20 protein-coding genes and 1 tRNA gene are annotated in these 14,386 nt (G+C 38.3%); 14 read left to right on the plus strand and 7 right to left on the minus strand.

The window, feature by feature from the left end; genetic code table 11:
* The first annotated feature begins 1 nt into the window (after position 1).
* The 10 genes from FUA48_RS10900 (at position 2) to FUA48_RS10935 (ending at position 5,898) form a co-directional block, all read left to right on the plus strand.
* The gene (locus FUA48_RS10900) at positions 2-1,063 is read left to right on the plus strand and encodes an isochorismate synthase (protein ID WP_147583556.1); all 1,062 of its coding nucleotides are present in this window, start codon (positions 2-4) and stop codon (positions 1,061-1,063) included.
* A 592-nt stretch (positions 1,064-1,655) separates the two neighbouring features.
* Positions 1,656-2,372, plus strand: coding sequence for a bacillithiol biosynthesis deacetylase BshB1 (bshB1, locus tag FUA48_RS10905; RefSeq protein WP_147583557.1), 717 nt, complete (start codon positions 1,656-1,658; stop codon positions 2,370-2,372).
* A 74-nt stretch (positions 2,373-2,446) separates the two neighbouring features.
* Positions 2,447-2,522 (plus strand) — tRNA-His (locus FUA48_RS10910).
* Between the two features lie 552 nt (positions 2,523-3,074).
* Positions 3,075-3,428 (plus strand): hypothetical protein, encoded by a 354-nt coding sequence (locus tag FUA48_RS10915; protein ID WP_147583558.1) that lies wholly within the window; start codon positions 3,075-3,077, stop codon positions 3,426-3,428.
* A gap of 420 nt (positions 3,429-3,848) precedes the next feature.
* Positions 3,849-4,091 carry a hypothetical protein gene (locus FUA48_RS10920; RefSeq protein WP_147583559.1) on the plus strand — a complete coding sequence of 81 codons (243 nt, stop codon included), beginning with the start codon at positions 3,849-3,851 and terminating at the stop codon, positions 4,089-4,091.
* Positions 4,092-4,097: 6 nt separating this feature from the next.
* Complete coding sequence (locus tag FUA48_RS10925) at positions 4,098-4,604, plus strand: hypothetical protein (protein WP_147583560.1); 507 nt, start codon at positions 4,098-4,100, stop codon at positions 4,602-4,604.
* 12 nt (positions 4,605-4,616) lie between these two features.
* The gene (locus FUA48_RS18365; protein WP_168196972.1) at positions 4,617-4,778 is read left to right on the plus strand and encodes a hypothetical protein; all 162 of its coding nucleotides are present in this window, start codon (positions 4,617-4,619) and stop codon (positions 4,776-4,778) included.
* 2 nt (positions 4,779-4,780) lie between these two features.
* A complete protein-coding gene (locus tag FUA48_RS18370; RefSeq protein ID WP_168196973.1) occupies positions 4,781-4,954 on the plus strand; it encodes a hypothetical protein in 174 nt (57 codons plus the stop codon).
* 59 nt (positions 4,955-5,013) lie between these two features.
* Entirely contained in the window at positions 5,014-5,505 is a 492-nt protein-coding gene (locus FUA48_RS10930) for a hypothetical protein (RefSeq protein WP_147583561.1), read from the plus strand.
* A gap of 24 nt (positions 5,506-5,529) precedes the next feature.
* Positions 5,530-5,898: a hypothetical protein gene (locus tag FUA48_RS10935; protein WP_147583562.1), complete on the plus strand. Its 369-nt coding sequence runs from the start codon at positions 5,530-5,532 to the stop codon at positions 5,896-5,898.
* A 66-nt stretch (positions 5,899-5,964) separates the two neighbouring features.
* On the opposite strand, the gene FUA48_RS10940 is transcribed toward FUA48_RS10935, so the two are convergent.
* The 4 genes from FUA48_RS10940 to chrA all read right to left on the minus strand — a co-directional run bounded on the left by FUA48_RS10940 (position 5,965) and on the right by chrA (position 10,398).
* The gene (locus FUA48_RS10940; protein WP_147583563.1) at positions 5,965-7,539 is read right to left on the minus strand and encodes a hypothetical protein; all 1,575 of its coding nucleotides are present in this window, start codon (positions 7,537-7,539) and stop codon (positions 5,965-5,967) included.
* A gap of 2 nt (positions 7,540-7,541) precedes the next feature.
* A complete protein-coding gene (locus tag FUA48_RS10945; protein WP_147583564.1) occupies positions 7,542-8,012 on the minus strand; it encodes a hypothetical protein in 471 nt (156 codons plus the stop codon).
* A 161-nt stretch (positions 8,013-8,173) separates the two neighbouring features.
* Positions 8,174-9,055, minus strand: a complete 882-nt coding sequence (locus FUA48_RS10950) for a hypothetical protein (protein ID WP_147583565.1) — start codon at positions 9,053-9,055, stop codon at positions 8,174-8,176.
* Between the two features lie 230 nt (positions 9,056-9,285).
* The gene (chrA, locus tag FUA48_RS10955) at positions 9,286-10,398 is read right to left on the minus strand and encodes a chromate efflux transporter (RefSeq protein ID WP_147583566.1); all 1,113 of its coding nucleotides are present in this window, start codon (positions 10,396-10,398) and stop codon (positions 9,286-9,288) included.
* A gap of 129 nt (positions 10,399-10,527) precedes the next feature.
* On the opposite strand from chrA, the gene FUA48_RS10960 reads away from it, so the two are divergent.
* The 4 genes from FUA48_RS10960 to FUA48_RS10975 all read left to right on the plus strand — a co-directional run bounded on the left by FUA48_RS10960 (position 10,528) and on the right by FUA48_RS10975 (position 12,829).
* Positions 10,528-10,992 carry a lipocalin family protein gene (locus FUA48_RS10960; protein WP_147583567.1) on the plus strand — a complete coding sequence of 155 codons (465 nt, stop codon included), beginning with the start codon at positions 10,528-10,530 and terminating at the stop codon, positions 10,990-10,992.
* 91 nt (positions 10,993-11,083) lie between these two features.
* Entirely contained in the window at positions 11,084-11,596 is a 513-nt protein-coding gene (locus FUA48_RS10965) for a lipocalin-like domain-containing protein (protein ID WP_147583568.1), read from the plus strand.
* A gap of 140 nt (positions 11,597-11,736) precedes the next feature.
* Positions 11,737-12,012, plus strand: coding sequence for a hypothetical protein (locus FUA48_RS10970; protein ID WP_147583569.1), 276 nt, complete (start codon positions 11,737-11,739; stop codon positions 12,010-12,012).
* 229 nt (positions 12,013-12,241) lie between these two features.
* Positions 12,242-12,829, plus strand: coding sequence for a hypothetical protein (locus tag FUA48_RS10975; protein WP_147583570.1), 588 nt, complete (start codon positions 12,242-12,244; stop codon positions 12,827-12,829).
* 49 nt (positions 12,830-12,878) lie between these two features.
* Here FUA48_RS10975 and FUA48_RS10980 read toward each other — a convergent pair whose 3' ends face one another.
* The 3 genes from FUA48_RS10980 to FUA48_RS10990 are packed head-to-tail and all read right to left on the minus strand — an operon-like array spanning position 12,879 to position 14,360.
* Positions 12,879-13,520 (minus strand): DUF6549 family protein, encoded by a 642-nt coding sequence (locus tag FUA48_RS10980; RefSeq protein ID WP_147583571.1) that lies wholly within the window; start codon positions 13,518-13,520, stop codon positions 12,879-12,881.
* Positions 13,514-13,888 (minus strand): YcbK family protein, encoded by a 375-nt coding sequence (locus tag FUA48_RS10985; protein ID WP_147583572.1) that lies wholly within the window; start codon positions 13,886-13,888, stop codon positions 13,514-13,516. The genes FUA48_RS10980 and FUA48_RS10985 overlap by 7 nt, the downstream gene beginning before the upstream one ends.
* Before the next feature lie 4 nt (positions 13,889-13,892).
* On the minus strand, positions 13,893-14,360 hold the full coding sequence (locus FUA48_RS10990; protein ID WP_168196974.1) for a phage holin family protein: 468 nt from the start codon (positions 14,358-14,360) through the stop codon (positions 13,893-13,895).
* Positions 14,361-14,386: the final 26 nt, after the last annotated feature.

Below are 14,386 nucleotides of genomic sequence, written 5' to 3' on the forward strand. Positions count from 1 at the left end.
AATGACCAATCTACTCTTAAAAATACAAAACCAGTTGCAGGAACAGCGTCCGTTTGCGGTATACAGCAAACCGGGCAGCAGTGTGGTAACCGGAATATTTCAGGCAGACAGCCAAACGCATTACCTAACCGATTTTACCCGTAAAGGATTTGTATTTGCTCCCTTTGAGGGCGATGAGTACCTGTTTATACCCGCAGAGGACAGCGATGTTATTTCGGTGACAGTAGAGGCCAACGGCTTTGCACCTGCCGAACCTGCTCCCGTAGGTATAGATGCAGATGCCAAGACTAAGTTTGAAGCTTTGGTAGCCAATTGCGTTAACGCTATAAACACAGGGAAATTCGGGAAGCTGGTAGCGTCCAGGAGTGAGATGGCACAACTTACGGTGACAGATATTACCAAAGTATACCAAAACTTACTGTATGCTTATCCTAATGCTTTTAAGTATTGCTTTTTCCATCCCGAAGCAGGCTTATGGATGGGCGCAACGCCAGAGCAGCTTTTAAAGGCACAAAACCATACCATACACACGGTAGCCCTTGCGGGTACTCAGCTTTATAAGGAAGGGGAGGAAGCCGTATGGGAAAACAAAGAGAAGGAAGAGCAGCAGTTTGTAACCGATTTTATACTTAACGAACTTAAGCCTTATACCAGCCAAATTACCACAACACAGCCTTATACGTTTAGGGCGGGCAATTTGGTACATATTAAAACCGATATTTCGGCAGAGTTAAAGGATGCATCCCATTTAAAAGAGGTGCTGCAAACCCTGCACCCGACACCAGCCGTATGCGGACTCCCAAAAAAAGAAGCTAAGCAGTTTATACTGCAAACCGAAGGCTATAACCGCGAGTATTATTCGGGTTTTCTGGGAGAGATAAACCACGATTTTGCTACGGGCAAACAGGCACAAACCGACCTGTTTGTTAACCTGCGCTGCATGAAGGTAAACGGCAATGTTGCCCAGTTATTTATAGGCTGCGGCATTACAAAAGACAGTAACCCCGAAAAGGAGTTTTTTGAAACGGTTAATAAGAGCATGACCATGCGAAGGGTACTTTAATGAGTATTCAGTAATCAGTGTTCAGTTCCCCTCTTGAAGTGTCTGCCACGCCACAGCGTGGTCATTGCGAGGAAGTATGACGAAGCAATCTTCTGTAGCTTATGAGTAAGTTCCCCTCTTGAGAGGGGCTAGGGGTGTGTCTGTTTAATTATGAATTTCAAATTACGGATTGAGATGTCTCCCTGCGGTCGACATGACAACCACTACCGTCATTGCGAGGTACGAAGCAATCTTTTCGGTATTGTTTGTCATTTCGATACGAAGTGATAACGGAGTGAGAAATCTCGAAGTAACCTACTGCCTACTGAACATTTCTTCTTTTGTCTTGACACAAAAGAACCATCACGCTATGGCGTGACTGCGACCTGGACTCCTTAGGCTAAAAATCATTTCACTCGGCTTAACAGGCAACAGGTTGTCATTGCGAGGAAGTATGACGAAGCAATCTTCTGTAGCTTATGAGTAAGTTCCCCTCTTGAGAGGGGCTAGGGGTGTGTCATACTAAGTATCTAAGTTACTAAGAACCTAAGTTCCTTAGATTAAAACCAAACTCTGTATCTTTGCTACTTTAAAACTTTGCAACTAAAGATAAATGAAACTCGATATACTTGTTTTTGGTGCCCATCCCGATGATGTGGAGCTAAGCTGTGGGGCAACCATAGCAAAAGAAATTTCTCTTGGTAAAACTGTTGGTATTGTAGACTTAACCCGTGGCGAACTGGGTACACGCGGTACGGCCGAAATTCGTGATGAAGAAGCTGCCGAAGCCGCTAAAATTCTGGGTGTTTCCGTTAGGGAGAACCTGCGTTTTCGCGATGGCTTTTTTGTAAACGACGAAAAACACCAGCTTGAGGTTATAAAAATGATACGCAAGTACCAGCCGGAAATAGTAATATGCAACGCGATAGATGACCGACACATAGATCACGGTAAGGGCAGTAAGCTGGTTAGCGATGCGTGTTTCCTTTCGGGACTGCGCAAGATAGAAACTCAGCTTAACGGAGAGCCGCAACAGGCTTACAGGCCAAAACTGGTATACCATTACATACAGTGGAAAAACCTTACTCCCGATTTCGTAGTGGATGTTACCGGATTTATGGATACAAAAGTGGCTTCGCTTATGGCATACAAGTCGCAGTTTTATGACCCAAACAGCAGCGAACCGGTTACGCCAATAGCTACAAAAAACTTTAAAGAAAGCATTTTGTACCGAGCACAGGACTTAGGAAGGCTAATAAACAGCGAATATGCCGAAGGCTTTACTGTAGAAAGGTATGTGGCTGTCAATAGCTTAAGTGATTTGGTATAAAAAAGTGTAATTTTTTTGTATATTTATTTGCAGGAAAGCTAACGCTATACTATATTTGCACTCGCAAAACAGATGGTGATTGTAGCTCAGTTGGTTAGAGCGTCGGATTGTGGTTCCGAAGGTCGTGGGTTCGAGACCCATCATTCACCCCTAAATAGAAACCCTTAGAGAAATCTAAGGGTTTTTTGTTTTTGTTCTTTTTCCATTTCGAGCGAAACATAGTGTAGTGGAGAAATCTATGTCATTGTGAGCAAGCATGACGAAGCAATCTTTTAAAGGTAATGAGTAAGTTCCCCTCTTGAGAGGGGCAGGGGTGTGTCTGTTTAATTATGAATTTCAAATTACGAATTGAGATGTCTCCCTGCGGTCGACATGACAACCGCTACTGCTATTGCGAGCAAGCATGACGAAGCAATCTTTTAAAGGTAATGAGTAAGTTCCCCTCTTGAGAGGGGCAGGGGTGTGTCTGTTTAATTATGAATTTCAAATTACGAATTGAGATGTCTCCCTGCGGTCGACATGACAACCGCTACAGCCATTGCGAGGAGGAACGACACGGCAATCTTTTAAAGGTAATGAGTAAGTTCCCCTCTTGAGAAGGGCAGGGGTGTGTTATCACTACTGCAACTCAGCACCTCTAAAATCTCACTCATTTTGTTTGTTATATCACCTTAATTTTTACTTTTGGGAAAATTTACAATTATGCAGTTATATTTAATACTGGGAGCAGGTGCTGTACTTGCCTACTTTGTGTCCCGCGAATGGAGTAAAAGAAATACCAACTATATAAAGCCCGAAAGCAAACCGCAATACAGCAGTAACCTACAGGAGCTTATTGAACAGTTAGGACTTAGGTATGCCGAAAAACTGGACCTTGTAGCCCAGGCAGACGGTACAACCGTACAGGTATTTGCAAAACAGGACGCTAACCACGCGAGCCCGCTTGCCACAATAACTGATAAAGAACTTAGCAAAAAGGTAAAAAAAGGTAAGGTGTATGCAAAAGTGGCTTCTATTGCAGGAGGTACTATGAAGATTGAGTTTTTTGGAAACTAATTTTTTTGTCATTTCGAGCGAAACGCAGAGTAGTCGAGAAAACTAAACCATAAAATATAAAACCCCTTAGCGTTCGCTAAGGGGTTTTGTTTTGAGCCTGCCACCTCACAAAAGTTGTCATTGCGAGGCACGAAGCAATCTAAACAATATTGTTTGTCATTTCGACTATAGGAGAAATCTCTTTCCTAAATATAAAGATGTTTATTTGTTTTTTAACTAAAAAGTTAATTTGTAATGATTTTTTTCTTAAAATTGTATAAATAATTTTTTAATGCCTTACCGTCCCTATGTTATTATATACTCCATCAATTATTCTTCTTTTATAGTATTTCTATTTCAATTATCATGAGACTTTGGGCGAGGTGATTTATTAAATAATTTTTTGTGTCTAGCAACAGTTTAAACTAAAATCTAAAGGTTATGAATAATAAAAAGACATCAAAAGCAATGGCTTCCTTAGCAGCAGAAAAGCTGAATGATAAAAATGCTTCTAAGATTCAAAAACAATTAGCGGGTTCTGTATTATCTCAAACAGGGTCAAAGAATCAAACAAGTAGTGAAATGGAGACCATTGCATCTAATGTTTTAAAAAGCCCTAAATATAGTGATGATACAAAATCTTTAGCAGCCTCAGTTCTTTCCCAGTCTGATAAGAGCAGATAAAATATTATGTCTAACAAGTCAAAAAAAGAAAATAAAGAATCAGAAGAAAAAAGATTAAGATATATTGTTAATCTTGAAAAACATTGTGAAAGAGCCCAAGATCATAAAAAATACTCTACTGATAGATTTGATATACTTGTTATTTCAATTTCAACCACAGCTTTAATTTTTTCAATTGGTTTTGTAAAGGATTTTGTTAAAGGAATAAATAATGTAAATTATTTTACTCTTAAATTATCTTGGTTATTATTTGTAATGACAATTTTTTTTAATCTAATTTCTCAAGTATCGTCATATTATGCTAATAATTATGATTATTTAGTCACTAAATTAATTTTGAAGGAGAAACGTAATCGAAAAGAGCTGACTTGTGATGAGCAATATAAACAGAAAAAGTATGATAAAAGATGTAGAAGATGTAGTAAGCTAACAGATGTACTTAACTTAGTATGCTTACTTTTTTTAACAATCGGGCTTGTAGTATTAATATTTTTTTTCAGTATGAATATTTAAATTTAAACAAATATGGGAAATAATGATGATGAATTAAAAAAGAGACAGCAGGAAGAACAATTAAGAAGGCAGAGAGAGGAAGAACAAAGAAGACGTTTAGAGGAGCAACAGAGAAGAAATCAAGAAATTCAAAAAGGTAGACCTACTGATAGTAGACCTACAGAAGATGATTAATTATGGATTTTGAGAATATAAAAATTATTTTAGAAGCCAACGGCTGGACAAATATTTTATTTGTAGGAGGTAATAATAATGGTTTAATTATTGTAACCGAAGGAGAGCAACGTACAGAAATGAGTTATGCGAGATATTTAGAACTTTTGACCAAATATGTTTTAGATAGAAGATAACTCCTTCTCTGGCAAACTATTTGATGTGCAGTTAATTGAAAACCAATTAAACGCGCGTTATGAAAAAACTGCTACTATTGCTATTGTTTCCGTTGCTGGGCTTTGGCCAGCATAACTTCAGCATTATAAAAAACAACCTGGTTTGGGAAAAGGTGTTTCCCGGCACGGTAATGCCGGAGGAGATGATGAAACAAATTAAGCTTACGGGCAAGTGCCAGTTTGCCGACTTTAACTACAATGTGGTAGACTTTTGCATTAACTATACTTCCGACGATTTAAAGAACTTTGGCTACAGAGTGTCTCCGTACTTCCTTTCTGAGGGCGGACAGTGTACCGGTATGGTAGAGTTTAAAGAGGGGCGATATAAGGTTACCATCTTTAAACTGGATTATTATGATCCCGATGATATAATGTTAGTACTTCCGGTAAACGGAGAAATATTGAAGGACGGGCAGGTGCGCGACAGGGATGCCTACGAGCGTGCCCTAAGCTACTTTGACCAGTACTTTACCTACCTTTTTGAAAAAATAGTTGCCAGAGACGGCTGGTAAAAATCATCACCTTACTAAAACCAAATGAAAAAAGCAATTACCTTACTACTGCTTCCGTTTATGCTTGTTTCCTGCGAACTGCTGGACAACGACCCCGATAACGATGGCGATGCTATAGATACTGTTATAGATATTGTTAACGACGACGAAGATGATGGTCCGTATTATGACGAAAACCCTGATTTAAAGGCAGTAACCGTGCAAACCAACTGCAATGGCGGTTTTATAGAAGACTACTGTATTACCCAGGGGACTTTTTCGGCTATAATAGATCAGGTAAACCACTCTAACGATCCCTGTATAGAGATTTCCTTTAATGATATAGACGGCGTTTCCCGCCACGGATTTTTTGTTTCTGCCGGGTATAATGTTTATGGCTGTCTTAGGGAGTAGTTTTAAAACTAAACAACAAACCCTCTACACAAGTAGAGGGTTTGTTGTTTTATAATTATATGGTTTTTAAGGTGTTATTGTAATAAGCTGTAAAGTGCTTAAATCTAATTTTTTTAATAACTCAATATCAGTGTTATTAATAACATTATCTACCACTTTAATTTGTCTGGTTCGATTATTGTCCATAAAAAACAGGTCAAATCCCGTTGCCTGTAGGTTCTCAGTTTTAGGGTCTGTTAACACCTCTGTAATCCATTTAAAAAACAGTTGGTAGTTATGTTCACTAAAAAAATGAAGAGCCTCTGTACCTGTATTGTTTATGTATAAGGTATAGAGCGTATCATCATCTTTAAGTTTACAGTTAACGCCATAAACCCTGCTGCAAAATGAATTTTCGTCTATTTTTACCTGTACAGTATTACTTTCGGGCAGTTTGTAAAAAGTAACCTTATCATCATACTCCATAGCGTTATTACTGCTTTCAAAACGTATTGCTTTTGTTGTTACCGCCCTTAACGCACCGGAATAGTTCATAGTAAAACTAAGGTTGTCGTCATTCTCACAGGATATGTAAGCAACAGGCCTTTCCTGTATCTTTATTGCACTAGCAGCATTTATAACGCCTGCATCTGTATAAAGGTTTGAGGCCAGGTAGCAGTTATCAGTATTAAGCCCTTCGCTTTTTATTTTAAGGGTAACGGTTACATAAACATTATCAGATATATCGCCCATAGGCCTTGCCCTCTGGCTGATAGTCAGGTTATTTGGCGAAAGTGAAAAACCTGTTTTCATGCGTTTCAGTTTTACTGCTACCGCTTCTTTAATGCTTTCACCATTTATATAGCCTACTTCACCACCATAGCCAAGACTGCCTTCCTGACTGTTTGTGTTTTCGCTGCCGGAACTGCCTGATGTTGTTATATTACCACCCCTTCCTATGCTTCCCAGTAGGTTGCCGTCTTCGTCATAAACATTCTTTACAGAAGAGTTGTTTTTTTCTTTAGATGTATCGCTGCTGTCGGTCGTGGTATTAGAGTTAGAAAAACCTATAGAGTTACTGGCTGTAAGTTTAGATTCAAACTTTACATCTTTAGTACGTTCGGCAGTACCCAAGTCAATTTCCTCAAACTCATTTTCCAGTTTGTTAATGTTGTAAAAGTAAAATTTAGAGGAACTGTCCAGGCTTAGTGTAGTGTTTAAAAACTCTAAACGCGTGTTAGGGTGCATAAGCCTCCCGTCGTTAAAATATTGCTTGATGTTAGAAAAGACAAACAGCACCTGGTATTCATCGTAGTTAGTTTTACCCGGACCGGGTGTTCCCTTTTTTTTATCAGACAAAGGTTTTTTAAGTAACTCAATAAACTTTTCGGCATTATTTTCCTTTTCAGAAAGGAGTTTCATATACAGGTGAGGAAGTGAATCTCTTAAATCGGTCATCATAATAAGCTTTTCCTCTTCACCTGCAGGTTTAGATACAGGTAGTATACTAACGTTTACTTTTAGTACATCGTTTTTAAGGGTGGTATTGTCATACTTATACTTACCTCTTATCAGGTTACTGAATTTTGGTTTTGCACACGAAGTGACTAAAAATATAAATCCTAAAAAGGCTAGTAATTTTATTGATAATGTCTTTTTCATGGCTATTTTAATTTAAAGATTTTATACGTACTGCTGCTGTGAGGTAATTTGTCACAACCGTCTGGAGATAATCTGATAAAGTCGGCAATAAAATCTTTTTGTAATGGTGTTCCGCTACATTTAATTATACTGTTGTTTACAGAGTAGTAGTTAGTGTGTTCGGGTATGGTTACATCATTTTTTAATGATATATTGGCACGTATCCTTATTTCATCTCCTGCTTTGGGTAGGGGTAATACATTTACGGTAAAGTTTTCTATACTTTGGTTAAGCATCTTTCTTATATAGTTTTTACTATAGCCTGAAAGTTCTACTATACTGGCATTTGTGGTGTTTCCTGCAGATTTGGAAATTTTAATCTCAGCTTTTTTAACTTTACCATGGTAAATAGTTTCATGCACAAATGTTACAGTATTTGTTTTGCTTTTTTCCTGTTGCATTTTAATTAATGCATCATAAATTTTTTGTTTCATAACGGTAAGGTTTTAATTTGTTGAAATACAGTTTTTTAAAAAGTAAATTTACTTTTATAATAAAGGTGATGCCATACCTATTACTGGGTATTTTTATCTGTAAAAAACAGAACCCCTTATTGATTAGGCAATAAGGGGTTCTTGATATGAAAAAGAATCTGCTAATTAAAATAACTCATTTCAAGGCGGCTTTCCAGTATAGATACTGCCGGGAAGTAAGCTGCACCCATTTTGGTAAGCCTTTCAAGCGCCTGTGTAACAAGTCGCTGGTTTTCGCTCATACCTCTTGAAGCCACCAGTGTGGTTCTGTCGCCAAAGCCTCTTTCCTCAAGTCGGGCTCTTAGGCGTTCTACCGCACCGTTTAGCTTTTCGTCTCTTGCCATCCAGTCGTCTATGGTAATTTTGCCTTCGGCAAGGCTATCGGTAAGTGCTGCCTGTACACGTTTCATGTTAAGCAGGTTTTGTACATCTATAGCGGCCTCATCAAAATTCCCCTGATTTTTTAGATCCTGTATACTGTATACTAATCTATAAAAAATAACGGTTGAGGTTACAGACTCACTGCCAAAGGTTTCTTCCTCCTGTAAGCTGGCTGTGGTAGCCGAAAGGAAAGCAAAAATACCCGGTGCCAGCCTGTTCATTGAAAACGATATGCTGGCAGCAGCAGTAGATTTAGATTTGGCAGCTTCTGATACCGAATTAACTAAATCGGTATACGATTTTATTGCCTCGTCGCTAAACGCCTGCTGAAAAGTTTTTGTATCCTTGTTTGCCGCTACGGCCTTAAGCGTGTCTTTAATAACACTTGCAATTTTATCAAGGCTAAACTCGTAGCTGTATTCTACCTTAATGTAGCTGTTTTTACCCAGTAGGGTAGCATCGTCTACTCGTGCATCCAGCAGGTCTTTGTCTACTCTGCTGTTAAACTCTTTAGTAAGCTCTTCCTCTCGTGCTTTTACCGAGTCGGTTAGCTTGTCCAGCTGTTGCTGTGCGGTTACTGATTTGTCGGCTACTCTTTCTACCGACGCTGTTCTGCATGCCATAATTAAAATTTTTAGTTGGTTAAGTTTCCTACTCTTTTGGCTTTTCGGAAAATACGCCCCGTTTATATAGTGATTTGCGGCTCCACTAAAAATGGCATTATTGGTAAGGCAGGGGAGTGCTTATTTACAGTGGTAAAGGTAGATGGTGTAATTGGTTAAGGTTCAGGTGGTATTACCTGAATTTTAAAAACAGGTAATATTATGTAGGTGTAATTGTAAAATGTGTAAGATTATAAAAGCAGCAAAAGATATCCTGCTACGCTGCCGCCCAAAATAATATATGCACTGTTTATTTTGTAATGAAAAGCAGCCACAATAGCCAGGAGGGCTATAATTACAGTACGCCAGTTGGTAACGCTTTCCTGTGCCATGCTAAAGCATACTGCTGCAATTACAGCTACCGCAGCCACATTTACGGCATCAAGAAAAGCGCAGAAAAGAGAAGAGGATTCCAGCTTTTTCATAATAGGGCCTATAAAGCCCACAAATACAAAAGAGGGTATAAATATACCTATAGTAGCTACTATGGCGCCCCATAATCCGTTAATTTGGTAGCCTATAAAAGTAACCGACGAAAATACTGGTCCGGGTGTAAACTGCCCTACGGCTATAGCATCTATAAGCTGGTTTTTGGTAAGCATTCCTGTCGCAACCAGTTCGGTATCTAAAAAAGCAAACAGGGCATAGCCGCTGCCATATAATATGGCACCTACCTTGAGAAAAATTAAAAATAACTTTATGTTTTGACTGTTAAATGCTTCAGGCGAAAACAGTATTATAATTCCCGAAGGAGTAAAACTGAATGTTTTTTTGTTTTGTAGAGAAAAAAGGAACATAAACAGCAGGCCGGCACCAAACATAAGGTATATTTCGCTTATTCCCATAATGGCAAGTAGCAGTACTGTTAATCCCAAAACTCCCAGTATGAAAGACTTTATTGCTTTCTTTCCCAACGGATAAACGGCACTGAGTATTATTGCTATAACAGCAGGCTTAATACCATAAACAAATGGCTGTACTTGTGGCAGGCTTCCGTAGGTTTTGTATAGCCAAGCAAAAGCACCGGTAATTAAAACTGCCGGAAGTATAAAGCAAATTCCTGCAGCAATAAGTCCTTTCCATCCGGCACGGTTATAGCCTGTGTGTATGGCTATTTCTGTACTATTGGGCCCCGGTATAAGGTTTACTGCACCAATTATGTTTAAAAAGTGCTGTTGGGTCATCCACTTACGTTTAGTAACCACTTCCTGCTGCATCATTGCTATATGTGCTGCGGGTCCGCCAAAGGCAGTAATCCCCAGCTTTAAAAACAATAAAGCAACCTCTTTCACCTTGTTATCCATAACTGTAAAATGATTTTAAAGATATGTATAATCTTATAAGCTATATGTAAAATTTTAGTAAAACCTTGACGGTTTATGTAAGCAGGATTTTATAATTTAGGCATACATAAACAAACAATTAATACCACCATGAACCTTAAAACACTACTTGCAGCCTTTTGCATTGCGTGTGTTAGTGCCTGCTCTGTAATATGCGAAGACGATGATGCTCCGCAAGACACAGCACAAACACTTTTTACCGGTAATGTTGTAGGCACCTGGAAAACCGTTGCCCTTTATGAGTATGACGGCGACCATGTTCCGTTAGGGTGTACCCAACCTGACACGCCTAATCAGGATGTTCTTTTTACCTTTTACAGCGATAATACCTTTACCGTAGAGCACAACTGTAATGAGGCTTTGCCGTATAACGAAGGCACCTATACTACAGATGGTCATGTGCTAACACTTACTATGGGCAACGGCGAGTTAAAAGAAACAGCCCACATGACCGATACCGATGAGAATAGTAATACACTGGCCTTTAGGTTTTTTGGTATTGGTAGTGACCAAGCCATGTTGGGAGGATATAAGCTTGAGATACAAAAAATATAACTTTTAGTTAAATTTTAAGAAATCGTTAATATATTGTTTCACATCATTCGTTTAGATTAGCGACCTGTATTTATTTTAAAAACAAAAAACTATGAAAAAACTGGTTGCAGTATTATTTGTTGCATTGGCTTTTGCCTGCAGCTCAGACGACGATGTTGAAAATGTAGACAATGGTTTACATAACCCGTACACCGGCGATGTGCTTGGAGAATGGAAAGTTGTTGCAGTGTCTTATGATGGTGAAGAGTTCCCTCTAGGGTGCGAACTTGAAACACCAACAGAACAGGACGTGTACTTTACCTTTTTAGAAGACAACACTTTTACCGTAGAGCATAATTGTGGTGAAGCGCTGCCTTATTATGGCGGTACTTATACCAAAACCGGAAATGTGTTAACGCTTATTTTTGATAATGATACCGAAGAGGTTATTCAGGAAAAAGCGCACATGGTAGTTGTTCAGGAAGATGATCCTGAAACAGAAGAAGTGGAAAGCTTTGTACTGGAGTGGAGATTTGGTATTGGAAACAGCGGAATGCTTGAAAATTTTGACGTTCAGGTAGAAAAGCAGGTTCCTTTAGAAGAAACTCCTCCTGTAGAAGATTAATTAAGGAAACAATAATCAATTCAATAGATGTTAAAGGCCCTGCACATTTTGTGTGGGGCTTTTGCTTTTTAAACCTGAATGTTAAAAAAAGACGGAAAATTTGTATCTTTAACACGAACCAATTTACACACAAAAAAACCATGGACACGATAGACTATACCGAGCTGGAGAGCAGGTTTCACTGTGCATGCCAGGATGTTATAGGAGAACTTTCTATACAGTATAAAACCAACTATCACGGTACAGGTAAGCTTGAAACTTTTTTTTCTCTTATACAAAGCGAGTTTGAAAGGGTAGTGGAAATATTTTCACACAGCAATAACCTCGCAGAGGATAGGGAAGCCATGCGCCGTATACAGGCCATAGCTAAAGAACATGCAAAAAAGTGCGTAGACGATTACGGAAGAGTCAGGTAATGTACTGTTGTAGGTAACACGCTTTTCTACCAAAAATGAAGATAAAAAGAGCGAGTATGTGCTTTTAGGTACCATGTTTAGCTACAGAGCTGCTATAGTGGCGGGTATTGTTATATGCCGGATGCTTATATTCGGATAAGTTTTTTAGTGTTAAAATAGTTTTCGGCATTATTCTTGGAAATGCTGTTCTAATCATAAAAACAATTATCAATCTAAAAAACCAACAAAAATGAAAAAACTTTTTACTATTGTGGCTTTAGCAGCTACTTCTCTAATTTTTGCACAGGATAATACCGACAGCAGCAGCGCTACTAAAAAAGTGACTACCATAAGCGGTATGGGGATGTTTTCTGATCCTTCTCAATTTGGACTTTCGTTTGAATTTGAAGGTCTAAGATGTGGTCATGGACACTCTAAAAAAAGCACTCAGCTTGTAAACCTTTCTTTTGGTGTAATGGAGTATGATAGTGGTATTATTAATAACATTAACGGACAGGGAGGTGTAATAGAAATAGGATCCAGACAGTATTACAGCAAAGGTGATAAACTGGAAGGACTTTATACAAGTAACTACCTTTCTTACGGAAACATTAAGTTTGACCAGGATTTTCTTGAAGGCAAGTTTGAAGGTAATTACAGCTATTTCTCTTTCTTTAGTCCGGAGTTAGGTTACAAAATGGTTTTTGGTAACTTTACGGTAGATCCTTTTATTGGAGCTACATGGAAAATAGAAATTAAAGGAAAAGGAGATATAGACAATAAAAATGTAGATGAGTGGGCACCGCGTGCCGGTATAAAACTAGGTTTTATCTTCTAAAGAAATAAAAAAAATCCTGTTCACTTTGAACAGGATTTTTTTTATTAAGCTATTTTAATAGTAGTCCGCCAACAATACCTATTCCCAACCATACATACCATTTTCTATACAAAGGCTGCCTAATGTTAACCTGAGCAGAGGAGAGTTGGTTAACCTCAATGTAAGGGTTAGAGAAGGTAATATCGGTAGTAAGTGTTTCCTTTCCTAAAAACCATTTGCGTTTGTATCCGGTTACAATAGCCGCACCCGTATGAGTAATAAAAGGGGAGAGGATAAGGCTATCGTTTGTAACTTTATATTTAAAGCTAAACCATTTATCAAACCTGTTACCGGTAATACTGAATCTGGGTAAACTATCAACAGGGTTTTTAAAGACAGTGACTAGAGTATCAATTTTTGTTTGTGTACTATATTTTATAACCGAATTTACTGAGCTGAACTCGGCTGTAAGGGTTTTTAGTTGTTTATCCTTTTGGATTATAACCTTATCAAGTTGCTCTTTTTGTAATTCAAGTGTTTTTATAGTAGCCGTTTGATTGCCAAGCCTGTTTTTATAGTAGGAAACGGTATCTGTAAGTGCTGTTAAATTACTATTATACATCTCCTTTTCCCTGAAACCAGACTTACACTGAGATACTATAATTACTAATAGAATAAGAGAGATACAGTAAGGAATTAAACGCCTCACCATCTTACTTTAGTTCCTCGAATATCATAATGTACAAAGGTTGGATAAACCCCAAGGCCCCCTTGTTTCATTTTCCCCTGATCAATAAGGGTTTCAATAGCTTCAGCTATTTGCATAGGCTGCAATCCGGTAACCGAAATATCGGCTGCCGACGCTGTAAGATGCTGACTTTTTGATGCGCCTCCCACTTTTTTATTGTGGCTTTTGGTACGATATCCACTCCCTGAAATTAGTATTGGCTTATCCAGGAATGATCGTAATATCTCAAGGTTTTGTGCTACTTCTGTGGCATTGGCTATATACTTTTGAGGCACTTGAGTACCGTCTTTACAATTGAATTCCTGTAAAGAGAAATTTTGAGTTAACTTCATATAATCATGATTTAAAAATCTTTTGGTATTTATCGGGTATAAGGTGCAGTATCTTTTTAAAGATGTTTATTCCCCCTGCACGTTCAATGTTTTCGCCAATACTCCATGTTTCTATAAAGGCAAAAAGATAGATGGCAAGCACCGGCAGGGTAAGTTCCCTGCCAAATGTGTTAAATAGTGTCAGGTTTTTAAATACGCATTGGTCTATCACAAAAGAAATTATGAGGTATACACCATATTCCCAAAACACTTTTTTCATCCAGTTTCTAAGTCCGCTACTGGATATTTCATTCCAAAAATATTTTTTAAACGGATTGAAGATAAGTCCCTTTACCATAGCCTGAGCATGTATGGAAGTTGCCGTATCAAGGCAGGTGCTTATAATAAAAAACACAAGTGCGGGAATAAGGTCGGTATAACAGGCCAGAAGCCCTGATATAAGAGTTGAAATAAAAATCCATATTTTTTCCACAATAACAATATTTCAGAAATATTTAG

Source organism: Flavobacterium alkalisoli, assembly GCF_008000935.1.
Classification (GTDB): Bacteria; Bacteroidota; Bacteroidia; order Flavobacteriales; family Flavobacteriaceae; genus Flavobacterium; species Flavobacterium alkalisoli.